At 59.0% G+C, this 23,573-nt stretch carries 21 protein-coding genes; 14 read left to right on the top strand and 7 right to left on the bottom strand.

Features of this window, described 5'->3' with window-relative positions; genetic code table 11:
• Positions 1-12: 12 nt before the first annotated feature.
• Positions 13-2,085 (bottom strand): winged helix-turn-helix domain-containing protein, encoded by a 2,073-nt coding sequence (locus ACURWW_RS08055; RefSeq protein ID WP_445616291.1) that lies wholly within the window; start codon positions 2,083-2,085, stop codon positions 13-15.
• Positions 2,086-2,466: 381 nt separating this feature from the next.
• Between ACURWW_RS08055 and ACURWW_RS08050 the strand changes: the two genes are divergently transcribed.
• Positions 2,467-5,331: a TonB-dependent receptor domain-containing protein gene (locus ACURWW_RS08050; RefSeq protein ID WP_445616290.1), complete on the top strand. Its 2,865-nt coding sequence runs from the start codon at positions 2,467-2,469 to the stop codon at positions 5,329-5,331.
• 210 nt (positions 5,332-5,541) lie between these two features.
• Here ACURWW_RS08050 and ACURWW_RS08045 read toward each other — a convergent pair whose 3' ends face one another.
• Together ACURWW_RS08045 and ACURWW_RS08040 are read right to left on the bottom strand one after the other, a co-directional pair.
• Positions 5,542-5,859, bottom strand: coding sequence for a DUF2288 domain-containing protein (locus tag ACURWW_RS08045; RefSeq protein WP_445616289.1), 318 nt, complete (start codon positions 5,857-5,859; stop codon positions 5,542-5,544).
• Positions 5,856-6,305, bottom strand: a complete 450-nt coding sequence (locus ACURWW_RS08040) for an acyl-CoA thioesterase (RefSeq protein ID WP_445616288.1) — start codon at positions 6,303-6,305, stop codon at positions 5,856-5,858. Before ACURWW_RS08040 ends, ACURWW_RS08045 begins: the two co-directional genes overlap by 4 nt.
• A 252-nt stretch (positions 6,306-6,557) precedes the next feature.
• On the opposite strand from ACURWW_RS08040, the gene ACURWW_RS08035 reads away from it, so the two are divergent.
• The 5 genes from ACURWW_RS08035 to ACURWW_RS08015 all read left to right on the top strand — a co-directional run bounded on the left by ACURWW_RS08035 (position 6,558) and on the right by ACURWW_RS08015 (position 10,124).
• On the top strand, positions 6,558-7,580 hold the full coding sequence (locus ACURWW_RS08035; RefSeq protein WP_445616287.1) for an asparaginase: 1,023 nt from the start codon (positions 6,558-6,560) through the stop codon (positions 7,578-7,580).
• Positions 7,581-7,842: 262 nt separating this feature from the next.
• Complete coding sequence (locus ACURWW_RS08030) at positions 7,843-8,556, top strand: NYN domain-containing protein (protein ID WP_445616286.1); 714 nt, start codon at positions 7,843-7,845, stop codon at positions 8,554-8,556.
• 57 nt (positions 8,557-8,613) lie between these two features.
• Positions 8,614-9,042, top strand: a complete 429-nt coding sequence (locus ACURWW_RS08025; RefSeq protein WP_445616285.1) for an MAPEG family protein — start codon at positions 8,614-8,616, stop codon at positions 9,040-9,042.
• Positions 9,043-9,082: 40 nt separating this feature from the next.
• The gene (locus ACURWW_RS08020) at positions 9,083-9,628 is read left to right on the top strand and encodes a DUF4256 domain-containing protein (RefSeq protein ID WP_445616284.1); all 546 of its coding nucleotides are present in this window, start codon (positions 9,083-9,085) and stop codon (positions 9,626-9,628) included.
• Positions 9,629-9,686: 58 nt separating this feature from the next.
• Positions 9,687-10,124 (top strand): hypothetical protein, encoded by a 438-nt coding sequence (locus ACURWW_RS08015; RefSeq protein WP_445616283.1) that lies wholly within the window; start codon positions 9,687-9,689, stop codon positions 10,122-10,124.
• A gap of 111 nt (positions 10,125-10,235) precedes the next feature.
• Here the strand turns inward: ACURWW_RS08015 and ACURWW_RS08010 are convergent, their stop codons facing one another.
• Positions 10,236-10,469, bottom strand: a complete 234-nt coding sequence (locus ACURWW_RS08010; RefSeq protein ID WP_445616282.1) for a hypothetical protein — start codon at positions 10,467-10,469, stop codon at positions 10,236-10,238.
• A 482-nt stretch (positions 10,470-10,951) separates the two neighbouring features.
• Between ACURWW_RS08010 and ACURWW_RS08005 the strand changes: the two genes are divergently transcribed.
• Positions 10,952-12,817 carry a 3'-5' exonuclease gene (locus ACURWW_RS08005; protein ID WP_445616281.1) on the top strand — a complete coding sequence of 622 codons (1,866 nt, stop codon included), beginning with the start codon at positions 10,952-10,954 and terminating at the stop codon, positions 12,815-12,817.
• Between the two features lie 137 nt (positions 12,818-12,954).
• On the opposite strand, the gene ACURWW_RS08000 is transcribed toward ACURWW_RS08005, so the two are convergent.
• Complete coding sequence (locus ACURWW_RS08000) at positions 12,955-13,263, bottom strand: helix-turn-helix domain-containing protein (RefSeq protein ID WP_445616280.1); 309 nt, start codon at positions 13,261-13,263, stop codon at positions 12,955-12,957.
• A gap of 113 nt (positions 13,264-13,376) precedes the next feature.
• Between ACURWW_RS08000 and ACURWW_RS07995 the strand changes: the two genes are divergently transcribed.
• Positions 13,377-13,748 carry a hypothetical protein gene (locus ACURWW_RS07995; protein ID WP_445616279.1) on the top strand — a complete coding sequence of 124 codons (372 nt, stop codon included), beginning with the start codon at positions 13,377-13,379 and terminating at the stop codon, positions 13,746-13,748.
• 113 nt (positions 13,749-13,861) lie between these two features.
• Here ACURWW_RS07995 and ACURWW_RS07990 read toward each other — a convergent pair whose 3' ends face one another.
• Together ACURWW_RS07990 and ACURWW_RS07985 are read right to left on the bottom strand one after the other, a co-directional pair.
• On the bottom strand, positions 13,862-14,329 hold the full coding sequence (locus ACURWW_RS07990) for a methyltransferase family protein (protein WP_445616278.1): 468 nt from the start codon (positions 14,327-14,329) through the stop codon (positions 13,862-13,864).
• A gap of 94 nt (positions 14,330-14,423) precedes the next feature.
• Complete coding sequence (locus tag ACURWW_RS07985) at positions 14,424-15,089, bottom strand: GAP family protein (RefSeq protein ID WP_445616277.1); 666 nt, start codon at positions 15,087-15,089, stop codon at positions 14,424-14,426.
• A 554-nt stretch (positions 15,090-15,643) separates the two neighbouring features.
• Here ACURWW_RS07985 and ACURWW_RS07980 point away from each other — a divergent pair.
• The 6 genes from ACURWW_RS07980 to ACURWW_RS07955 all read left to right on the top strand — a co-directional run bounded on the left by ACURWW_RS07980 (position 15,644) and on the right by ACURWW_RS07955 (position 23,381).
• A complete protein-coding gene (locus tag ACURWW_RS07980) occupies positions 15,644-16,651 on the top strand; it encodes a hypothetical protein (RefSeq protein WP_445616276.1) in 1,008 nt (335 codons plus the stop codon).
• A 149-nt stretch (positions 16,652-16,800) separates the two neighbouring features.
• Positions 16,801-17,514, top strand: coding sequence for an HNH endonuclease family protein (locus tag ACURWW_RS07975; RefSeq protein WP_445616275.1), 714 nt, complete (start codon positions 16,801-16,803; stop codon positions 17,512-17,514).
• A gap of 462 nt (positions 17,515-17,976) precedes the next feature.
• Positions 17,977-18,693, top strand: a complete 717-nt coding sequence (locus ACURWW_RS07970) for a hypothetical protein (RefSeq protein WP_445616274.1) — start codon at positions 17,977-17,979, stop codon at positions 18,691-18,693.
• Positions 18,694-19,158: 465 nt separating this feature from the next.
• The gene (locus ACURWW_RS07965) at positions 19,159-20,946 is read left to right on the top strand and encodes a histidine kinase (RefSeq protein WP_445616273.1); all 1,788 of its coding nucleotides are present in this window, start codon (positions 19,159-19,161) and stop codon (positions 20,944-20,946) included.
• A 343-nt stretch (positions 20,947-21,289) separates the two neighbouring features.
• A complete protein-coding gene (locus ACURWW_RS07960) occupies positions 21,290-22,930 on the top strand; it encodes a histidine kinase (protein ID WP_458618462.1) in 1,641 nt (546 codons plus the stop codon).
• Between the two features lie 70 nt (positions 22,931-23,000).
• The gene (locus tag ACURWW_RS07955) at positions 23,001-23,381 is read left to right on the top strand and encodes an SPW repeat protein (protein ID WP_445616271.1); all 381 of its coding nucleotides are present in this window, start codon (positions 23,001-23,003) and stop codon (positions 23,379-23,381) included.
• Positions 23,382-23,573: the final 192 nt, after the last annotated feature.

Below are 23,573 nucleotides of genomic sequence, written 5' to 3'. Positions count from 1 at the left end.
CTTCCCGCGCGATCAGATTGCGCCTTCCGGCGGCGGACTGTAGCGGTTCGGCGCCGGCCCGGAGCGCTTCCAGCGATTGTTCATCAACATCATCTCGCCGTTTTTGTAACTCGCCCGCGACGCCGGATGAAGGTCAATACCGGTGACGGGCGACATCTCCATAACCCCCTCCATCAATTGCCGCTGCCAGCTCAGGCCCACATCCAGCTCCTCCAGCAGAGCGCTGTAGGCGGGGTGCTGAAGGATATGCTTCGGAAAGAATATTTCCAGCGCGTGCAACCGGGTCACCAGCTTGCGCTCGTCGATGCGCGTCAGCTGCCGCCAATAAGTGGCGCCGGTTTCCAGCGCGCCGAGCATGAAACTGAGCACCCCGTTATTGAAATTCAAATCCGGATCGCCAAGCCGGGAGGGGTGGAGCAACTCGCCGTAATCCCGGCTCGCCAGCTGGAACGCACCGCCGTTTTTGTGAACCGCCTGAAAAGAGTTTGCATTGATGGTACCCGACGCTACGGCGAGCAGCGCGCGGCTGAGGTGGGCGCGTACCCCGTCCTCGTCCAGCTCCCGTTGCCGGCGATAGTAGCTTTCCGCCCGCTCCAGATCCCCGAGGTAGACAAAACTGCTGACTGCAGTGCCGAGTATGCCGATGTGGGAAGGATGGTCCAGCAGTTGAACGCTCTTGACCTCCGCCAACTCCTGCGGCGGTAGAATCTGGGTCCGGAAGTTCCAGGCCTCGTTGAGAGTGATTGCCGCTACCTGATTGCTGCGGGCCAGTTCCAGAAAACGTTCCGCTTCGTCGTACAGACGCGCACCAATCAGGAACAGTGCATAGGATGCGTAAACCTGCCCGGTGGCGCTGCCGCTGAGAATCTCCTCCCGGTAGCTGCGCTCCTGCTGAAAGTGGTTGTGGCCCTCCATGCGCATGCGCACCGCTTTCAGGGTTTGCAGGGCGGGGCTGTCCGGTACAGCAATGGCCAGTTGGCGGCTCAGTTCCAGCACCTGCTCCACCAGTTCTTCCACCCGTGCCTCCCGGCTGTAGATGGCCATGTGGTGGGCAGTTTTAGCTGCGCCCAGGTAGGCGTTAACAAAGGCCGGGTCCCGCTCGATGGCCTTGCGGTAATGGGCGATTGCGAGCTTCCAGTCCCGGTGATTGTACTGGTCGTTGTAAAAGCGCGCTTTGCGAAAGTGTGCATAGGCCCGCGGGTGCCGCGCGCCCCATTTGAGCATCTCGTCATACTCATCCTGGTCCAGATAGACTCCGAGCGCGGCCACAATGTCACCGGCGAGGCTTTCCGATCGAGCCTGTGAATCGCCGAGCGCAAACTCCTCCGCGTAGAGGTTTACACCGTCTTCCAGGCGAACGAGGCTCACGAAAAAGCGCATGCTGTCCTCGGAGCTGTGAACCTCGGTGGTCAATGCAAGCCGGGCCCCCTGTGCGCGCACGGCTGCTGCATCGGGGCTGGTCCCCAGGAGTTTTGTGGACAAAACGTCCACCTCCGGAAGGCCAGCCACCTGGGTGCTCAGGGTGTTGAGCAGTTCTTCAAGACGGTGTCGTTCAACGGTGTCGAGTTCGGCGAGGTTGGCAGGAGGCAGAATGGCCAGTTTGCTGACGGTGCTTTGCGGTGCGCGTTCGAAACGGAGGAGCGCGGTCGCGATCAAACCCAGGGTCAGCACGACGGTCAGTACTCCCCAGCGAGCGGGCGGGATTGCAGAGCGCCAACGGCCGATCGCCGTTTTGGCTGGAGCATCGGGGAGGGTTGGCTGGTTCGCGTCAGCGCGGTCGGGAAAGCGCACATCCGCAATCAGCATGTAGCCACGCTTGGGGAGCGTTTTGATGTAACGAGGCTCCTGGGCGGAATCCTGCAACGCGCGCCGCAGGGAGGCCATCAGCTTGTGAACCGCGTGGTCGGTTGTGGCGGGCGAGCCCCAGAACGTCTCGATCAATTCGTCCGCGCTGACTACCTGTCCCTGACGTTCCGCCAGGTATACCAGCACGTCCATGCTGCGCGCTGAGATTTTGATGCTGTCCTTTTTATTGTCGAGTATGCAACGGTCCGGTTCTACCTGCCAATCATTAATAATGATCATAGAACGGCGTGATCTCCGCGTATTTTTGTTATAAGTCGCTTCGCTCTCTTGTGTTGGCCGCAAAGTGATCCGGCATGCGGGGCAATTCGATCTTATGCCAAAAAACCGCGGGCGTGAACCGGACGCGCCCCACAAAAAAAGCGGGCGATTGCCCCAATTCTGTGCGCGGGCATAAAAATAGTAGGTTTTTGGCAGCGGGTAGATGCAATTTATACCTAAATTTTCAGGACTTTCCGGGTGCCTCCGCCGATAATCGGAATGTCCTGAACCCCCAGTCCGCTTTTTGATTGCACGCGACCCGAGGCCGGGGTGTTTATCGGTTCATGCTTTCCACCGCAAACACATAACCATAACAACCAGGTTGTGCAGGAGGCTATAAAGATGTCCCCACGTTATACGCGCAAGAGTCTCATCCACCTCAGCGGCGTCGTTCTGGCCGCGTCGTCGATCGCTTCACCGGCCGTTCTTGCCCAGCAGGCGCAAGCCATTGAAGAAGTGGTGGTGACCGGTTCCTATATTCGCAACAGCAAGTTCGCCGCCAATAATCCGGTGGATTCCGTCAGCCAGGAGGACCTCCTGCAAGCCGGCGCCCCCAACCTGGGCAACTATATCCGCGACCTTACTTATACCCAGAACAGCAACACGGTCAACAACGTCAACGCCAGCAACAGCGGCAACCAGACCGGCTTCGGGACCACCTTCAACCTGCGCGGGCTGGGCGAGAACAGCACCTTGACTCTGGTGGACGGGCTGCGCACCGTGGACAGTGCCATCAGCAACCTCATTCCTGAGATTGCCATCGACCGTATGGAGGTGGTGCTGGACGGTGGCTCAGCGCTCTACGGCTCCGACGCGGTGGCCGGGGTGGTCAACCTGATCCCCACCAAACGCTTCGAAGGCTTTCGTACCCGGGTTTACTACCAGCAGGACGAGGGCAACAACTTCAACGAGCCTTCAGTGGGCATGATCTTCGGCAAGTCCTTCGATAACGGAGTGGACTGGGTCGTAGCCGGTGACTACCGCAAGAGCACGGCCCTGATGAATTACGAACGGCCGCGCCTGCTGCGGTCCGACTACGGCTGGGCCAACTCGGGTAACCCGGGCGTCTGGCGCGAACTGAGCGGCGCCACCATCGATCCCGGTGCGCCCCACGGAGGAACCCAGGTTGGCGATAGCCTGCGCGATCCGAGTTGCGGCACCTTCAACGAAGGCCGCACGGATCTGGGCGATGCCCTCAACAACCCCAGCGGCATCCCCGTGGGCGATAACAATTGCTACTTCACCTATTCCGCCCAATGGCCCTTGTCAGACGGCAAGGAAGAGTTCAACCTCTATCAGAGTCTGACATGGATGGTGAACGATCGCCTGGAACTGGACGCCGCGTTCAATTACAGCCAGCGCGAGATGGATAGCCACAACACCGGCACCTACCAGCAGAACGCCAACAACCGTACGGCCCTGGTGGTTCCCGGCGATCATCCGGCCAACCCCTTCGGCGTGGACGTGGGCCCACACCTGTGGCGACCCTTCGCAATCTCCGGAACGCTGCCGTCCCACTTCGATAACGAGTCCGGCGCGCGACTGCAGAACATCGAAGATACCATTCAGCGTTTCAAGGTCGGTGCGCGTTACGAGATCACCGGTACCTGGAATGCCTACACCTATTACTCGACACAGAAGTACGAGCGGGAACGTGACCTGAAAATGATCAGCATGCCCCGTCTTGCCGCGGCCCTGGCCGGGGAGGGCGGTCCCAACGGAGATGAGTGGTTCAACCCCTTCGGCTCCGCCGATCCGCGTTCGCCGTATTACGTGGAAGGTGTCACCGACAACAGCCAGGAACTGGTGGACTGGATTGCCCCGGCCATCAACAACGTAAAGACCAGCGATAAGGACCTGGACATTTTCGAGGTGACTGCCTCCGGTGAGGTGTACGACCTGCCCTCCGGCCCGGTTCAGATGGCCACCGGTTACCAGATGCGCAAATCAGACGAGGGTATTTACCACGATCCCCTGTCCCTGATTGGTGAGGATTACAACACCAGCATCACCGACAGCCCGCCCCGCAATGCCTCCTATGACAGCACGGTGCATGCGGCTTTCGTGGAGTTTGAGATTCCCATCCTGGACACCCTGACCGCCCAGGCCGCGGTGCGCCACGAACGCTTCACCACCTTTGACCTGGATACCACCACGCCCAAGATCGCCCTGCGCTGGGAGGCTCTGCCGTCCCTCGCCATTCGCGCCTCCTGGGGGGAGAGCTTCCTGGCACCCACCGCGGCGGATGTCCGCCCCTTCGACCCCAACGAAGGTTGTGGCGAAATCTTTTTCGGTCAGGACCCGCTCACCGGCGGCGTGCTCAACGGCGGTGCCACCTGCGCCTCCGGCAACCCGGACCTGCAGCCGGAAACCTCGGACATCACCAACCTGGGCATTACCTGGGAAGCGTCCGACGCGCTGAGTCTGAGCCTGGACTATCAGACCATCGAATATACCGACCGCATCCGCACCATGAACCACACGGACATGGTCGGCATCGAATTCGAGCGCATGTTGAGCGCCATCGGCGCCACGGAAACCACCTACGACCCCACGCCCGGCTCCGCCACTCGCGAAGCGGCTAACGCCTGGCTGGCCGCCGGTGGCTATGAACGGGTGCAACGGGACCCGACCAGCCAGCGCGTGATCAAGGTCGTGCGTCAATCGCAGAACGTCAGCTCTGTGTGGGTGGATCTGTTCGATGCCCGCGCCCGCCACCGTCTGGACACAGACAACTACGGGATGCTGGAAACCACACTCACCGGCTCCTACTACACCAAGTATGAATACGAAGGTCACAGCGGTGGTGTGCAGGAAGCGCTGGGCAACCAGAATGCGCGAACCGGCATCGTACCGCCGGTTCCGAAGCTGAAGAGCACCTTGCGATTCGGCTGGTACATGGGCAACCACAGCGCCTCGCTGACCGCCAACTATCAACATCACGTCCTGTTCGATGACAACGTGAATAACCTGCTGACCGGCGTGCAAGAGAGTCGCTTGATCGAAGCGCAGACCATCGTCAACACCCAGTACACTCACCTGTTCGAAGACTACTTCAGCAGCCAGATTTCCCTGAGTGTGGGTATCAGCAACCTCTTCGATGAGCGGCCCCAGCGCCTGCCCATCCTGGGTGGCTTCGAGAGCCGGCTGCACAGCCCCTGGGGACGACAGTTCTGGATGTCTGTGGATTGGACGCCGGACTTCTAAGAGCGCACGACACAGGGCGAGCGCCACAGCGAATGGCCTCGCCCTGGCGTAACAAGCGATTGTCCAGCTTGGCCGCAAACGCCTGGTAAAAACCTCTCGGCCAGGCCGAACGGCCACCATGGGGGAGCAGTGAGCCTGCTCTCCCTTTTTTGCGTTGGCGGAGCGCTTGGTAGGAAAGGAGATTGGTAGTGCGGGAAGTCTGCGAAGGCGTTATTGGCGAGTAATGACGGGCTGAATCAAAACCCAGGGCGCAACGACCACCGCCCAGAACAGCGGATCGGTTCCGTTCCACTGTTGCATCTGTTCTTCGCTGACGCGCGCGACCCGGCCTTCGTCCATCCAGGCGGCGACTTTGTCCCGTTCATCCTTTGCAAAACTGTAGGCGACCTTAACCAGATCCAGCGGATTATCCACCAGCACGAGGCCACCGCTCTCGTAGTGGGGAGCCAGTGCCTTCCACTCGATCTTGCCGGTTTCTCGAACCAGCTTCTGGAAAGTCTCGTCCTGTTCAGGTCCGTTGTTGCTCATGGGGATTCACTGCCTGACATCTGATACCGTTCGAGAACCTCCCGCGCGCCGTCCGGCACCGGGTAGGGTTTGCCGTCCTTGACATACACCAGCACCGCGTCACAGCTGCCCACAAAAACATCCTTTTGAAACATGGCCGAGGCAATGGTGTAGGAGGTGTTGCCCAGGCGGCTCACACCGCAGCCGATGCTCACCGGGTAGGGGTAGTGGCTCTCGCGCCGATAGGTGATGCGAATCTCCGCCAGCACTTTGCCGAGCCCCTCGACCAGCGATCCGTCCCGCCGAAGATCCCGGAAAATCTCCCGGTGGAACTGCAGGCGCGATTCCTGGTAAAGATTGGCAATCGCCACATTATTGATGTGCTTCTGGGTATCCAGATCAGAAAAGCGAGAGGCCAGTTCGACCGTAAAGGGAAAATCCAGAAGCTTGGGTTCAGGGGCAGTCATCAACCTGTCCGGCGTTATTCAAAGGGCCCACAAGCCTACCGGAAAAACGCCCCGAAGGCACCACCGGACCGCCGCCTAAAACACAACCTGCATGCCATAGGCGAGGCCCTCAGCGTCGATCTGGATATCCGATCTCGTCTCGTCATTTGCTATAGTGTCGCCTTTTGGGAAGCCGCTGTTCGCACACACGAATCGGCCGCACTGAGGCAGTTGATCGCTGCCCCTTCCTTGACCTCCAAAGCAGTAAACATTATGAGCTCCAACAACCCCATTCTGGTAGAAGTCATCCGCGGCGGGGCCGTGGAATCCACTCACCGGGGCCGCGCCCTGGTCATGCGCAGCGACGGCGAGACTCTATGGTCCGTTGGCGACATTGATGAGTTGACCTACCCCCGTTCTTCCCTGAAGGCCTTTCAGGCTCTGCCCATGGTCGCCTCCGGTGCGGCGGATACCTTCGGCCTCGATGATGTGGACCTGGCTCTCGCCTGTGCGTCCCACAATGGCGAAGCACAGCACGCAACCAGAGTCGCCGCTGTTCTTTCCAAGCTCGGCCTCGGCGTGGCGGACCTGGAATGCGGCCACCACTGGCCCATGGGCGAGCAGGCCACGGTGGATCTCGCCTGGCAGCAACAAAACCCGGATGCCCTCCACAACAACTGCTCCGGCAAGCACGCGGCTATGCTGGCTTTCGCACTCCAGAAGCAATGGGACCACAAAGGCTATGTGCAGGCCGACCACCCGGTGCAGCAGGCGATTCGCACGTGTGTTGAGCAATGCTGCGATGTGGACCTGAGTCATGCGCCGGAGTCGCCGGATGGCTGTTCCGCGCCCATCTGGGCCATGCCCCTGCATCGGTTGGCTCTCGGCTTTGCACGCTTTGGGGACCCGGAGCAGTTGCCCGCCGAATATCAGGAGGCCGCCCGCCGACTGTACCAGGCCGCCGTGAACGAGCCCTTCTACGTGGCGGGAACCGGCCGCTATTGCAGCCAGGTCATGGAAGAACTGAAGGGTCGCGTCTTCCTTAAAGTGGGTGCCGAAGGCGTATACATTGCGTCCATTCCCGAATGGCGGCTGGGCGTCGCCCTTAAAATCGACTCCGGCGCAAAGGAGGCGGCGGAAGTCGCTCTGAGCGAAATCCTCCACCGACTCGGCCTGCCGATTGAGGACAAGCAGCGGCGCCCCCCAATCTGCAACCGCAACGGCTGGACCACAGGGGAAACCCGCCCCGCCTCCGAGTCGTTCGACAAGATCCCTCGCCTGACAAACCACACCTAACCCACCCGAGGTTGTTGGGTTACGGCCTGCGGCCTAACCCAACCTACGAAGGTGGGGCAATTGTAGGTTGGGTTAGCGAAGCGTAACCCAACAGAGCTCGAAGCGGGGAAAACGACGCTGGCGACCGCCTGAACGAAAGCCGCAAATATCGCCGCCGTAACGCGATCAGCATTACACGCCAGCCAAGTAGCACCGGACCACAACAATCCGCTACCATAGCCTCCAAACCAAGTAGCCATCCTGGACGAGGTGGAACATTCCCATGAGCGAATTGAAACAGAAGATTGCGCTATTCATCGACGCGGATAACGCTCCCGCCAGCAAGTTCGAGGATGTGCTCAGCGAGGTTGCGAAATACGGCGTGGTCACCATTCGCAAAGCTTACGGGAACTGGAAAAGCCCCAACCTGAAACCATGGGAGGATCTGCTGCACGAATACGCCATCCAGCCGGTGCAGCAGTACGACCTCACCAAGGGGAAGAACGCCTCTGACATTGCGCTGGTAATTGACGCCATGGACGTGATGTACACCAAGGACATCGATGTAATGTGCTTCGTGTCATCAGACTGCGACTTTACCCCCATGGTCACCCGCGCCCTGGCTGAAGGCAAGGTCGTGCTTGGTTTCGGTGAGAGCAAGACACCGTCGCCCTTCGTCAATGCCTGCTCCAAATTTCTCTATCTGGACCGGGAAACAAAACCCGACGCCACGCCTGAAAAAACAAAAAACATCAAGTCGGACACCAAACTCATCAACCTGCTCCGGCAAGCCATCGAAGCCACGGAAGACGATGACGGCTGGGCAACACTCGGGGCCGTCGGCTCGCACATTTCCAACAAGACCTCGTTCGATACCAGGAACTACGGATACAAGAACCTCAGCAGCCTCATCAAGGCCATCGATCTGTTCGAGATCAAGCGCGGGCCCGGTAACTCCTACATGGTCCGCAACAAACGCAAGAAGAAATCGGCGTAACATCCCCCTGCAAACAAACGCCGGCGCAGCCAACAATAAAAAGGAGAATAACCAAAGGTGAATAGCAATCTCGTATTCCTGCCCGTACTCATTCAAATCGGCCTCACTCTGTCCCTCTACTTCGCTCTCGTGAAGGCCAAGGTCCGTGCCGTCAAACAGGGCTCCGTGCAAATGGACAGAATCGCCCTGCACGACGATGCCTGGCCCAATGAGGTCATCAAGATTAACAACAACATCCGCAACCAGTTTCAGGTTCCGGTTCTGTTCTATGTGCTGGTGGTGGTTGCGTGGCTCACCGGCAGCGTCAACCTGATCGTACATGTCCTGGCCTGGTTGTTCGTGCTGGCCCGTATGGTCCACGCCTTCATTCATGTGGGCTCCAACTACGTGCCGCTCCGGCGCCAGGTGTTTACCGCAGGGTTTCTGGTGATTGTGATTCTCACCGTCTATCTGATCTATGGGACCGTAGCCAGTGCCGCTGCATAACAATCCGGTGTTATCGAAAGCATAAATAAGGAGCGTAACTATGGATGCCAAGCAACGGGACGAATTGCTCGCAACTCTGAAAGCCCGCTTCGAGAAAAACAAGGATCGCCACAAAGGCATCGAATGGCCGGACGTCGAGGCCAGGCTCAAACCCAGGCCCAGGAAACTTGCCACCCTCAACGAAATGGAAAGCACCGGCGGCGAGCCGGATGTGATCGGGAAGGATAAAAAGAGCGGCGAATACCTTTTTGTGGACTGCGTAAAGGAGAGCCCGAAGGGCCGCCGCAGCGTGTGCTATGACCGCGAGGCCCTGGAATCCAGGAAGGAACACAAACCCAAAAACAGTGCTGTGGACATGGCAGCGCAGATGGGTGTCGAGCTCCTGACCGAAGAGCAGTACCGGCAGCTACAGCAAGTCGGAACCTTCGACACTAAAACCTCCAGCTGGATACAAACTCCGCCGGACATCCGCGAACAGGGCGGAGCCTTGTTCTGCGACTGGCGCTACGGCCACGTATTCGTGTACCACAACGGTGCCCAGTCCTACTACGCAGCCCGCGGATTTCGCGGATTTTTGCGGGTTTGATCGCGCGGCTTGAAACGGACTAAAAGGAATAACCACCACCTCAACACAGGAGAGTTGTATGGACGTAGGAGAATTTTGCAATCTGATAACGGACATGGAAGAGAAGGTCGTTGCAGCGATCCAATCCGGAGCGCAATGGGAAGTATGGCTACAAGTTGAAATATTCGGCGCTCTCATACGTAACTTCGGCTGCGGCGGCCGCGAGATACGGAGGGACGGCGCCCGCGCGACTGACCTGGCTTTTACCCACGATTCCACCGTACATATGGTCGAGCTCAAAGTTGAAAGTGCTCACCACGCAGGCCAGTTTGCCGGGGTATCCTTGAGTGATGCAGTCGATGCCGATGTGGAAAAATTGCGCAGGCTGAACGTTGTTGGCCACAAATGGAGCTGCTGCATCGCCTGGTCTCGCCAGGGGAAAGAGGCGCTGCAGGGATACGGCTTCAACTACATCGCGTTCGGCGATTCGGTGTACGTGGGCGTGAAAACGGCCTGACGAGGAATGCACAAATGCCCAGCGACGATCCCCCGCGAAGCCCATGCCGGGGAGCGTCGACGGCCGGTTCCTCGGCGCGCGTCACCTCGACGGAATAGCGCCACCGTACGGTCATGGATGATTGTGCATGTAGTGCGGATCGCCAGGCGATCGACCGTAGCTGTCGGTTCCCGTGCCGTCGCTCTGCGAGCCGACGCTGCCTGATTCGTACCCCACGAGCAGGCCCAAAATAGCTCCCAGGAAGAACGCCGTCAGCAGGTGGCCAAGCGTCCAGCGCCGCTTTGGCTTATTTGTGCTTCGTCGCGCCGTTTGCGGCGTTTTCTTTTTTTTCTGCCTGGACGTCATGCCTACCTCGCTAGAGAGTTTATAATCGAAATGGAGGCTATCCCCACGGGATCTAAAAGTCCACTGGGTGACTGGTGCATCCGGATGAGAGTAAATCAATAACCTTTTTTGTGATCGATTTTGCCGTCGTTACTTTTTTGCTGGTGGCCTCGCCTGGTCCCACGGTCCCCTCATTGCCAAAATTGCCAGAATCGTGCCCACTGCATGTACATTGCGCATAGTCTTCAGTCACCACAAAGGATGTCTTGGCGTCGACATCCCGAAAGTTGAGGTACCAGCGCAGAATGGCGAGGCTCCTCCAATCCAGGCTCTATAACGCCGCGCGCAGCCGCCAATCCAAAGCGATAGGTTGGCTCTCGTGCCGCGCGACTTGTGAACTCCAGCACAGCGGTCTAAAGTGAACAGCGGGCGGCGCCCCCGCAGGTTAGCCGGAACACAGCACAGCACAACAAGGAATGCCCGCGATCCCGCGGAATTGGGCCATGGCAACCATCATCCCCAGCCTCAGCACCATCCGCAACATGACCACAGGCGAGCGCCGCCTGGGCCAGCGCCTGGAAAGCCTGCTGGAGGATGACTATACCGTCTGGTTCGACATCCCCCTCGGCAGGCAGCGCCGCTACCCTGACTTTATCGTCCTTCATCCCGGCCGGGGTCTGCTGTTCCTGGAAGTGAAGGACTGGAAGCTCGACACCCTCAAAAGTATCAGCCCCGATCGCGTAGAACTGGAAACCAGCAGCGGTCGCCAGACCGTCAGCAACCCCCTGGAGCAAGCTCGCCAATATGCCTACACGGCCGTTAACCAGCTTCGCCGGGACCCGCAACTGATCCACAACGAAGGCCGCTACCAGGGCAAACTGCGCTTCCCCTACGGTTACGGCGTGGTCCTCACCAACATCACCCGCAAGCAATGGAACCAGGCCGTCCCTGAGCAAGAGCAGGAGCGCCTTCTCCCTGCGCACCGGGTGATCTGCAAGGACGAAATGACCTCCACCGCGGACCCGGAAGAATTTCAAAGCCGCCTCTGGGGCATGTTCGAATATTCCTTCGGCGGACAACTGAGCCTGCCGCAAATTGACCGCATTCGCTGGCAACTCTTCCCGGAAATCCGCATCAACCAGCCCGGGCGGGACCTGTTCGGCGGTCAGGCGGGTGCCGAAGAATCTCAACACCAGCCTGCGACGGACGCCATTCCCGACATCGTCCGGGTCATGGACATCCAGCAGGAACAACTCGCCAAAAGCATGGGCGACGGCCACCGGGTCATCCACGGCGTGGCCGGCTCCGGCAAAACCCTCATCCTGGGCTACCGCTGCCTGCACCTGGCCAATGCCGTTCACAAACCCATCCTGGTGCTGTGCTTCAACATCACCCTGGCCGCGCGCCTGCGCAGTTTCATTGCCGAGAAGGGTATCGCCGATAAAGTGCAGGTCCACCATTTTCACGACTGGTGCGCCCGCCAACTGCACACCTACAACGTGGACCTGCTCCCGGGCGACGCACCCTACTGGGAGCGCCAGGTGGAGAGCGTGATCGACGCCGTGGACCGGGGCCAGATCCCCCGCGCCCAATACGGCGCCCTCATGATCGACGAAGGCCACGACTTCGAGCAGGAATGGTTGAAGCTCGTGGTGCATATGATCGACCCGGACAGCAACTCCCTGTTGCTGCTCTACGATGATGCCCAATCCATCTACAGCAAGCGCAACCTCAAATTCCCCCTGTCCAGCGCCGGCATACAGGCCCGGGGCCGTACCACCATCCTCAAGCTGAATTATCGCAACACCCGCGAGATCCTTAGCTTCGCCTACGAATTTGCCAGTGACTTCCTGCAGGCTCAGGACGCAGACGACGATCACGTCCCCCTCATCGCCCCGGAAATGGCCGGCGCCAACGGCCCGCCGCCCGTCTTCCGCCAGTTCCAATCCCCCACGGAAGAAGCCGCTTACATCGCCCGCTGCATCCACAAATGGCAGCAACAGGGCCGCCCCCTCAACAGCATCGCCGTGGTTTACGCCTACCACTGGCAGGCCGAACAAATCCAGGGCGCCCTCAAAGCCGCCAACATCCCCAGCACCTGGCTGAAGGACCGCAAACAAAAGCAGGCCTACAACGCCGAACAACCCCAAGTCGTCCTGCTCACCCGCCAAAGCAGCAAGGGGCTGGAGTTCGACACCGTCATTCTGGCAGGGCTGGGTGCGCTGAAGGACGACAAGGACAACCTGGCTCAGGAAACGCGGCTGATTTACGTGGGGATGACGCGCGCGAGAAGGCAGTTGTTGGTGACGGGGTGTGGGGGGAATTGGTTTATGGGGAGGTTGGGGGAACTTGTGGGGATGGTGGCTTGAGTCAAGCTTCTTCGTAGAGCAGGGGGAAACGCAGCGACCCCGTTTTTCAGAGCGTTGTGGTTAATCTGAACAGGGGCCAATAGGGAGCGGTTCCGACTTTTGCAGCGACCGCCGATCTCGGTAGGATCTTGAACTAGTCAGCTTAGCTGCTCCAATAAAAGACGTAGCTTCTTCTTATGTGCTTTCGATAGCTTCACAAAATCTTCAATCAGCTCGGCCAACTGCTGATCCTCCGCATAAAAATATGCTGGCGGAAGATTGAGAACTTTCGCCAGTCGAGCCACGTTGTAGTAGTTCGGCTCATGCTTCCCGGTCTCATACTGGTTAATTCGCGGACTTGCCGAAAACTCATCAATCCCGGCCCGAATGCCCAACTCCTTTTGCGACAGGCCCGCTCGGGTCCTTGCCTCTCTTAGTCGTTTCCCAATGGGGGACTCGCTCGCCACAACAATGTACCTCGGCCTTGCCAATGAACTAAGAGTGTCTTAGTATCCGAGGCATGCTGATACTAAGGAATCCTTAGGTTTCAAAGGCCTCGTTTGTTCCACAAGGAAGATCAATGGACACACCCTCCGAAACTCTCTGGCAAGTCATCGAAACCCTGCTCCATAGCGGCAACGCGCCTCTGGCTCGCACTGCCTTTCGCTGGAGCTCGGAATACGCCTTTCTCTGCGGCCTGAAAAACGCCCCGGTGCCTGTGGTGATCACCAAGTTCGAACAGAACTTTCGGCCGCTCCGCCTCCATCTGGATGCCCGGCTGGAGCGCTCCTGGGAGGCGGTGGCCGCCCTCAGCCGTGCGCAGGAGTGGCGGGCAGCGCGCAGGCATTTTGTGGATGCGGTGAATGCTTACTACCTCTACGCCATAGAGGTCAGCAAGTACGGTGCCTGTGAGGGCGGGGAGGGGTTCTGGTCTGTCAATAAATGGCACTGACAGGGCGTGAATTCACGGGATCGCGGCAGGTGCTCAGCGGTGTTCCGGTTTGAGAAGAGGGGCGGGCGGCTGGGTGGTGGAATCGCGGGTTGGGTGGAGGGCGTAACTTGCGGCTACAGCCACCGCCCCACCCGCTGCCGGTAAGCTGTATATTCCTCGCCGAAGACTTTGATGAGTGCGCGCTCTTCAGGACCAATCTGAAAACGGTTCATGTAGAGGATGAACACACCAGAAACAAGAATCGCCCAGCCCGACCAGAGGTAGGCGCCCCAGGCCAGCAGGAACAGCACAAACCCCAGGTACATGGGGTTGCGGGTCAGGCGGTACACGCCTTCGGTCACGAGGGTGGAGGCTTTGTCTGGATGCAGCGGGTCGACCGTTGTGTGGGCACGGCGAAAGCAGAGCACACCGGCGCCGCAGACGGCCAGGCCGAGCAGCAGGAATAGCACGGCCAGTGTGCCGGACAGGTTGCCAACCTCGCGCAGTGGTGGCGTGATGTCGGCGACAAGCCACATCAGCGCCGCGACGGCGAGGGCAATCAGCGGTGGAGGAATTCGGTGTTCGAGCCAGTTGGTGGTCATTGTTTTCGTTATCGTAGTCAGAGCTTCCGGAAAGGGTAGGGGATCCCGCGTGGGCTGGCAACCGCGCTCATTGCGCGGCCGGGTTTGCGTAAACTCAGCCGAGCATCTCCAGCAGCGACAGGCGCCCGATTGCGTCCCTCGCCACCAGGAATCCGGCAATGCCGATGACCCAGCCCAGCGCGCTTTCGGCATTGCGGGTGATCCATCCGTCGATTCGCAGCAGAATGGGTTGGATGCGCATTTCCGCCAGTTTCCGGCAGGCGAGCAGCACCAGTGCCGGGGCAATCATGATCAGGCAATAGGCGGCCAGCAATCCGAAATTCGCCGGGCTGTTCAGGTCGGAGCTGGCCAGTATCGCGATGGCGCCCAGGTAGGGCAGCATGGTGGCGACTTCTGCCAGTCCGGCGAACAGTGCCAGCGGCACCAGCACTCCAGTCGCGGCGTTTGCCGCCTGGGTGCGGAGCTTCCAGCGCTCCACACGAGCGTGGCTGCCCGCGCGCTTGGAATCGAAGCGGAAGCTTACAATAAAGAGCATCACTCCAATCACCAATTGCAGCCAGAGCACGGGGCGTGAATCAAGCGAACCCCCCAGCGAGGCCAACGCAGTATCCGCCCCCAGAACAATCAGCAGACCGACGCCGAAATAAAAGGCTGCAATGGTCAGCAGATAGCCGAGAAAGCGCCCGGTGTGCAGGCTCCCCACACCCAGCAACAACCAGATGGGAATCAACAGCGTCCCGATGCTGGTGCTGTCCACCAATGCAAGGCCGAAAAGAGTCAGTAGCAGTTCGATGGGGTCGCTCCTTGTTTTTCACACCCATTCGGCAGTTTGCAGCGAGTGGTGAGCGCCGCTTGTCCGAGTGGGCCTATTAGTGCTTTATTATTCAGTACGCGTGGTTATAACCATCGCATCATCGGCTGCCAGCCAGAGTGTAAGGGATTACTGTTCACCCAGATATGGTAAGGATGCATTAAGAATACCTTCTTGTCCTTCCTGGAAAACCGCCCCTCGGTTTTACATCGGCTCCACGTATTTCCATGTAAACGTTTGACGCTGAGCTCAGTGCGGATATCTATCCGCAAATACATTGATTTATATCCCGGTTTGATGCTGTTTGTTGCTCGTTCTCGGCAATTTTACCTTTTGTGGTTTCACTGTGAGCAGCAGGTCAGGGATTCCTCGTTAACAGGGTTGTCGCACAATTTCAGGGCGAACTGGCAACCATTGAGAATCTTCAAGCTGCTTGGATGCGGTGCAAATCTTTGCGTAGCGAGTTGTCGTTGCGCAGGTACGGAAACGATCGGAGACCTCCAATGAAACGACTTTTCAGGCTGTTTGCGCTGGTCTCTCTTCTGATAACGCTATTTGCCTGTGGCGGTGGAGGCGGAGGTAGTGGTCGGCCCATCGTCCCCAGCGGCGACGGGACAAGCGAAAAGCCCCCCGGCGCGCCGACGCTGGCGCTGAGCCCTCAGTCCATCAAAAACTTTCAGTTTAGTTGGGATGACGTGGATGGTGAAACCGAATATCGCCTGCTTGAGAATGCGGACGGGAACTCGGGCTACGACCAGGTCGCAACCATCACCGCGGACGCCACCAGCTACAACCTTAATGCCTTCCTGCCGGGTCGCACCAATGCAAGCTACATCCTGCAGGCTTGCAATAGTACCTGCACGGATTCCGAGCCGGTGCATGTAGGTGATGACATTGCCGCGCTAGCGGGATATTTCAAGGCGTCCACCACAGCGACCGGCTTCGGTTACAGCGTCGCTCTGTCGGCGGCCGGCAACACTCTGGCGGTAGGTGCACGGGGGGAGAGTAGCAACGCGATCGGTATCAATGGGGATCCAACGGACAACTCGGCCCCATCAAGCGGAGCGGTTTACGTATTTACTCGCACTGGAGGCGAATGGGCCCAGCAAGCCTATGTGAAAACCCTCAATACAGAGGAGCGAGACATGTTCGGGACCAGTATTGCCCTGAGCAACGGTGGGAGCGTCCTGGCCGTGGGGGCGCGAGGAGAGAGCAGCAACGCCGTCGGCATCAATGGCGACCACGCGAACAACTTAGCCGAGGAGAGCGGGGCCGTATACGTATACGCTCGTGACGGAGAAAGCTGGAGCCTGGTGGCTTACGTGAAGGCTACCAACACCGACGGTTTCGACGGTTTCGGGTCGAGCGTTGCGCTTGCAGGCGATGGCAGGAGCCTGGCCGTAGGGGCGTACGAAGAAACGAGCAGTGCCACTGCCCTCGCCAGGCCACGCTCCAAGTTTGACATCCCTTCTCACGAACCGTTTCCCACCGGATACGGCCATCTTCCTTGACCCATTTCAATGATTTGCTTTCGCATTGTTCGCACCAGTCACAGGTGTGCCTCTGAACGGTAGCGTTTGACCCTTACATTAAGCTAGCCTTGCAGTTCTGCCGGTTGTGAAACGACCGGTTACGAAGTTACGGGTCGTGAAGTTGTTGTATGAAGTACACCCACATCGGGCTGGTGGTGTTGCTGGCCGTTTCCAGTTTTTCCTGGTCGCAAAGCCCCGCAGTCAAGTTGTCCAAATCCGGCATTTGTCACGATAGCCGAAGTTCGTGGTATTCGCGGACGCAGTCGTTCACGCCTTATCCATCCCTGGAGGCCTGCCTGGCGGCGGGAGGCCGATTACCGAAAGGGTTCGACGCAGCTATCGAGCAGCCTCCGGGGCCGGGCACCGAGTACAAACGGGAGTACTTCGGTTCCGGCTGGGCGGATGAAGATGGCGATTGCCGGGACTCCCGTCAGGAGGCGCTGGCCGCTCAATCCACCGGGCCGGTTCGCTTCGACAGCCGAGGCTGCCGGGTGATCGCCGGGCGGTGGATTTCCCCCTTCACCGGCAAGGCCATCCACGATCCCTCCGCCATCGATATCGATCATGTGGTTCCGCTCAAGTGGGCCTGGGATCACGGGGCCAGCGCCTGGTCCCGGGAAGAGCGCGAGCGCTTTGCCAACGATCCGGTGAACCTGCTGAGTGTCGAGGCGTCGCTGAACCGCAGCAAGGGTGCAAAGGGCATTCTGGAGTGGCTGCCACCATCGGGGCAGTGCCAGTATCTGCTGCGCTTCTTGCGGATTGTGGCCAGCTACAAGTTGAACCTGGCGGAATGGGAGGCCGAACAACATCGGCGGACGCGTGCCGGTGTTTGCGGGACGTAGTTCCATCGAGGCTCAGGTGTGTTGGGTTACGGCCGTTGGCCTAACCCAACCTACGGGCTCCGCTGCCGATGTGGTGTTTGTGTAGGTTGGGTTAGCGATAGCGTAACCCAACATTGGATGCTCCGGGCCAATGATGTGTTGGGTTACGGCCGTTGGCCTAACCCAACCTACGGGCTCCGCCGCGCGTGGTGGTTTGTGTAGGTTGGGTTAGCGATAGCGTAACCCAACATCGGTTCCGACAGGCAAAAGGGCGTTGCGCCCTAATACTAAATCATTAAACAAATAAAAGCTGTTCTTCTCCTCCCCTGCTCGCGCGCTTCAAATGTGGCGCGCGGCGTTATATTCTTCGCCCCAGCAGTAGCCGGGTTCTCCGGCGAACAGGACCCACTCATCACAATCTCTGGTTGTCTGTCGGTGCTCGCGCCGATTTAGATGGAGGTTACCTTTTTATGGAGAATAACAATGACGCCAACAGAGAAGTTCGTGCATGCTCCACTGGTTTTTCTGGAGCGCAACATCATCATAACACCCAGTGAAGTGTCCAACCCGGATGAGTTGCAGAGTCAGCCGCTTTTCGGAGATACCACCCGGAGCTTCAGCTACAAGGATGGCGTTGACGGTGTGTTCCACTTGGGGCTGGAGAAACTGGAACGCGTTCGCGGCTCCGGGCGATTGGTGCGCGGGATGCGTAACGGGGCACCCTGCCCGGTGTACGAGCTGGTGCGCAAGCAGCCGGGAGATAAGGATTCGTTCAAGGCCTATTGGTGCCCTTACCGGGAGAGGAACGCCGGCGGTGTGGTTATTCGCAACAAGGCGGACATGATGTTCACGATTACTTTGAATGGTTGCAGCCTTGGTGTAGGACACAAGGCGAATAACGGAGCGCGGCTCATCACCCACGCCAACATGGGCGCGAACGCACAAACCCAGCGGATCATGATTCGTGCTCAAGGGGATTTCGGTAAGCAGGTCATCGAGCCGGACAATTACCGGGACCGCCAGAACAACGGCCGGCTGGTGGGTAACGCGACTGTATTTGGGCGCATCAACCCGATCACCCGTGACTGGATCTTCCACGCGTTGAAGTACGATTGCAGCACCAGTTTCGATGGCGATAACAACGGTACTCGAACCTACACCCACAACGGTCTCGTTGACTTGCTGGAAGCCAGGGTCTGAGGAATGGTGCCGCTCGTCCGAGTGGACGTACAAACGCTTTATTATTCGGCACGCGCCGCTATAATCATTCGCGTCATCGGCTGCCAGCCAGAGCGTAAGGGATTACTGTTCACAGAGATGGTAAGGATGCATTAAGAACATCTTCTTTTCCTTCCAGTTTACTGCTCTCCGGTTTACATCGGTTAAACGCATTTCCATGTAAAAGCCCAAGGCCGAGCCCAGTGCGGACATCTGTCCGCAAATCTGTTGGTTTACATCCTGAGTGATGCTGTTCATTGCTCATTTTCGGCAGAAGTGCCTGTTGTGGTTGCGCTGCAAGTAGAGCATTCCTCGCTCACAGCACTGTTCCACAAAAGAGCTCGGCGAGCTGGCAACCATTGAGATTCTTCAAGCTGCTTGGATGCGCTGCAATTCTTTGCGTAGCGGGTTTCGTTGCGCAGGTACTGAAACGAACGGAGAACAACAATGAAACGACTTTTCAGGCTGTTTGCGCTGGCCACTCTTCTGACAACACTCGTTGCCTGTGGCGGCGGAGGTGGCGGAGGTGGTGGCCTGCCCGCCGTCCCCAGCGGCGACGGAACCAGCGAAAAAGCTCCGGGGGCTCCGACCCTGACAATGAGCCCTGAACCGGTCAAAAACTTCCAGTTCAAATGGGATGACGTCGAGGGGGAAACCGAGTATCGCCTGCTCGAAAATCCGGACGGGCAATCAGGCTACGACCATGTGGCCACCGTCGCTGCGGACGCCACCAGCTACAGCCATACAGTCTTCTTGCCCGAACGCCCAAATGCAAGCTACATCCTTCAGGCCTGCAACACCACCTGCACGGACTCCGAGCCTGTCTACGTGGATGAAAATCTGTCTGCGTCGATCGGCTACTTCAAAGCGTCGAATACCGACAGCGATGACCGGTTTGGGTACAGCATTGCCCTGGCAGCTGACGGTAACACCATGGCCGTGGGGGCATACGTGGAAGCCAGCGCAGCCGCGGGAATTGATGGCGATCAGGCGGACAACTCGCAGATCGATAGCGGTGCCGTGTATGTGTTTACCCGCAGCGCGGGCGAGTGGACGCAGCAAGCTTATCTGAAAGCTTCCAACGCCGATGCAGGTCGGGACATTGGATTCGGCTACAGCGTTCACCTTTCGGACGACGGTAACACCCTGGCTGTAGGCGGGCCTTACGAATACAGTGCCGCGAGCGGCATCGACGGCGACCAGTCGGATACCTCGGCGGCTGGCAGCGGCGCGGTGTACGTGTTTACCCGCGATGCAGGCACCTGGACCCAGCAAGCCTATGTGAAAGCCTCCAACAGCGGCCCCGATGACTTGTTCGGTCACAGCGTTGCCCTCTCCGGCGAGGGTGACACCCTGGTGGTGGGCGCGCCATTTGAGGAGAGCAATGCCTCGGGTATCAATAACGACCAAACGGACAATTCTGCGGCTTTGAGCGGTGCGGTGTATGTATTCAATCGTGAGGAGGGCAGTTGGATTCAGCACGCCTATGTAAAAGCTGCCAGCCCCTATGCCGGGGACGTATTCGGGTACAGCGTCGCGCTTTCTGCGGATGGTGACACTTTCGCAGTGGGCGCTCCCAGGGAAGGAGCGGCCAGCGGTGCGGTGTATGTATTCGCCCGGGAAGAAGGCGCCTGGAGCGAGCAGCTCTATGCAAAGGCCAGCAACTCTGCGGCGGATGACCGTTTCGGAGTCAGCATCGCGCTCGCGGGCAATGGCGATACGCTGGTGGTGGGCGCGGTTGGGGAAGACAGTAGCGCAAGCGGGGTCGATGGTGACGAGGCGGATAACTCGCTCGAGTCCAGCGGCGCAGTGTACGTTTACACGCGCGACGGAACACTCTGGAAGCAGGAGGCCTACCTGAAGGCGGAAGCGCCCGCTTTGAACACGAATTTCGGATCGGCCGTGGCAATCTCGGCAGACGCCGGTACCGTGGTGGTCGGTATGCCCTTCGACAACAGCGCTGCTACCGGCATCAACGGCGAGTCGGGTGGCACAGCCCTGAAGAGCGGTGCCGCCCATGTTTTCACCAAAGACGGAGGCGCCTGGGTTCAGAAGGCCTACCTGAAGGCCCCTAACGCAGATGAACAAGACTACTTTGGCGCCAGTGTGGCTCTCGCGGATGACGGGAACACGCTGGCTGTGGGGGCGCGGCTCGAATCCAGTAACGCGACCGGGGTGGGCGGCGACTCAACGAATAACTCCTCGAGTGCCAGTGGGGCAGTTTACCTCTACTAGGCCATAGACCGAATGGTGCAGTAGTGGCCAAGGGAGTCCCAGCCATTACCGCACCACACACTCCTTAACCTCGATATCTAAAAAGCCGCTGGACGCGGTGACCAACCTTGCGTATCCAGCCGTTGCGCAGCCAATCATTTATTTCCGGAGACCGACCATGAGAGGTAACTTTCGGCTGTTCGCTTTAGCATTACTTTGGATAAATCTGACTGCCTGTGGAGGCGGCGGTGGCGGTGGAGGCGGGGGGATACCGGTCGCTGCGAATCCGTCACCGGGTCCCGGGGACGAATCAGAATCTCCTCAGGAACCGACCCTCACGATTACACCGACCAGCATCAAGACATTGCGGTTCAGCTGGGAAGATGTTGACGGGGAGACCGAGTATCGGCTCCTGGAGGACCCGGACGGAACCTCTGGTTACTCTCAGGTGACAACCGTTGCTGCGGATAGTGAGAGCTATGACCACATTGTGTTTCTGCCTGGGCGGGTTAACGCTCGCTACATTTTGCAAGCGTGCAGCACCACGTGCTCGGACTCGCAAAATGTTCACGTGGCTGATCTGTTGCCGGCCATAGGCTACTTCAAGGCTTCCAATACAGGCGCGGACGACGACTTTGGTGCAAGCATTGCCCTTTCGGCGGACGGCACGACGATGGCGGTAGGCGCTCGCACCGAGGACAGCAGCGCAACCGGAGTGAACGGCGACCAGGCGGACGACGCGACCATTAACAGCGGTGCTGTTTACGTTTTTACTCGTGACGATGGCGCCTGGAGTCAGCAGGCGTATATCAAGCCGTCGAATACCGGCGCGTGGGACCACTTCGGAACTGAGGTCGCGCTTTCCGGCGACGGCAACACCCTGGCGGTCGGTGCCCCCAGGGAAGACAGCAACGGAATCGGGAACAATCCAGCGGATAACTCCGCCACTGATAGTGGTGCTGTCTATGTATTCGTTCGCGAGGCTGGCAATTGGAGCCAGCAGGCTTACATCAAAGCCTTTAACGCCCAATCCAATGATGTCTTTGGAGAGAGTGTTGCCCTCTCGTCCGACGGAAACACCCTGGCAGTGGGGGCCAGCCTCGAAGACAGTAGCGACGCCGGGGTCGATGGTGATCACACGGACAACGCGGCGGAGAACAGCGGGGCGGCCTACGTATTTACCCGATCCGGGAGCAACTGGAGCCAGTCGGCCTATCTCAAAAGCTCCAACCCGGAGCGCTTTGATCTCTTCGGAAGAACCGTTGCTCTGTCAGGCGACGGAAGCACCCTGGCCGTGGGAGCGGACAGTGAAGACAGTAGCGCCACGGGTGTAAACGGCGATCAAACCGACAACTCGGCCGACGAAAGTGGAGCGGTGTACGTCTTCACCCACGAGGCCGGTACCTGGAGCCAACAGGCCTACCTCAAAGCATCCAACCCCGATGCATACGATGGGTTCAGCTTTGCCCTCTCCCTGTCTGGCGATGGCAACACGCTGGCGGTCGGGTCATTTGGCGAAGCCAGCAGCGCGGCCGGTGTCGACGGGGACTCAACCGACAACCTCCTTAATAACAGCGGCGCGGTTTATGTGTTCGCACGCGAAGAGCGCACATGGAGTCAACAGGCTTACATCAAAGCGTCCAACCCCGGCGAACTCGACTTCTTCGGCCTCAGCGTCGCGCTGTCGGCTGACGGCAACAAGCTGGCGGCCGGAGCCCTTGAAGAAGACGGCAGTGCACGAGGGATCAATGGCGCCATTTCGGATTCGGCGCGTTACGCCGGCGCGGCGTACCTGTTCACCCGCGACGCGGGCGTGTGGAGTCAGCAGGCCTATATCAAAGCCTCCAATACTGAAACGGAGGACTATTTCGGAGGCGATGTAGCGATCTCCGCTGACGGCGAAACTCTGGCCGTAAGCGCTTCCGAAAGCAGCAGCGCAACGGGCATCAACGGCGACCAGGACGACAACTCAGCCCGATCGAGCGGCGCCGTGTATCTATACTGATTCGTCCCTCCAGGACACTGGCGCGAATCCTGCTCCCTCCCGGGCGTACCGAGCATGAGGGAGCAGGGTTGTGGCTGAGAATCAGGACTTCAAAGGCGTTGTCCAGACGTTCAGTGGTCTCAATGTGGTCGCTGGCCTGTGGCTGGTTGTTGCGCCCTGGCTGCTGGGCTATGTGGAGGTAGCGCCGGCCTTCTGGAATGATGTGCTGGTGGGGGCCGCGGTCGTGGTGCTGGCGGGTGTTCGAATGATCAGACCGGCCCGCATGGTCAGCCTGAGCTGGATCAACCTTGTGCTTGGTGCCTGGCTTATTCTCTCACCGTTCGTTCTCCGCTACGGTGATGGTTCGGTGTTCGACCAGGTGGCGTTCTGGAACGACCTGGTGCTCGGCTTCGTGGTTGTCGGGCTGGCGTGGTTGAGTATTGATTCTACACGTCGGATGTATGTGACATGAGCGGGTTCGCAAATCGCCCCCCGTGCGAGCGCTTTCCCCCCTTCCTCAGAATCAATTCCCGATATTGCTCCCTCCCAACCTCTTGTGATGGCCTTGAGCTCCGGCGTGCAGGGTCGCGGCTCAATCGGCGCTTATGGTGGGCGATTGGTACATGGGTTGCTGTCCTTTCTGTTGTTCCATAGTCGTTATGAA

The organism is Gilvimarinus sp. F26214L, assembly GCF_054401055.1.
This window is presented reverse-complemented; position numbering and strand designations above follow the sequence as displayed.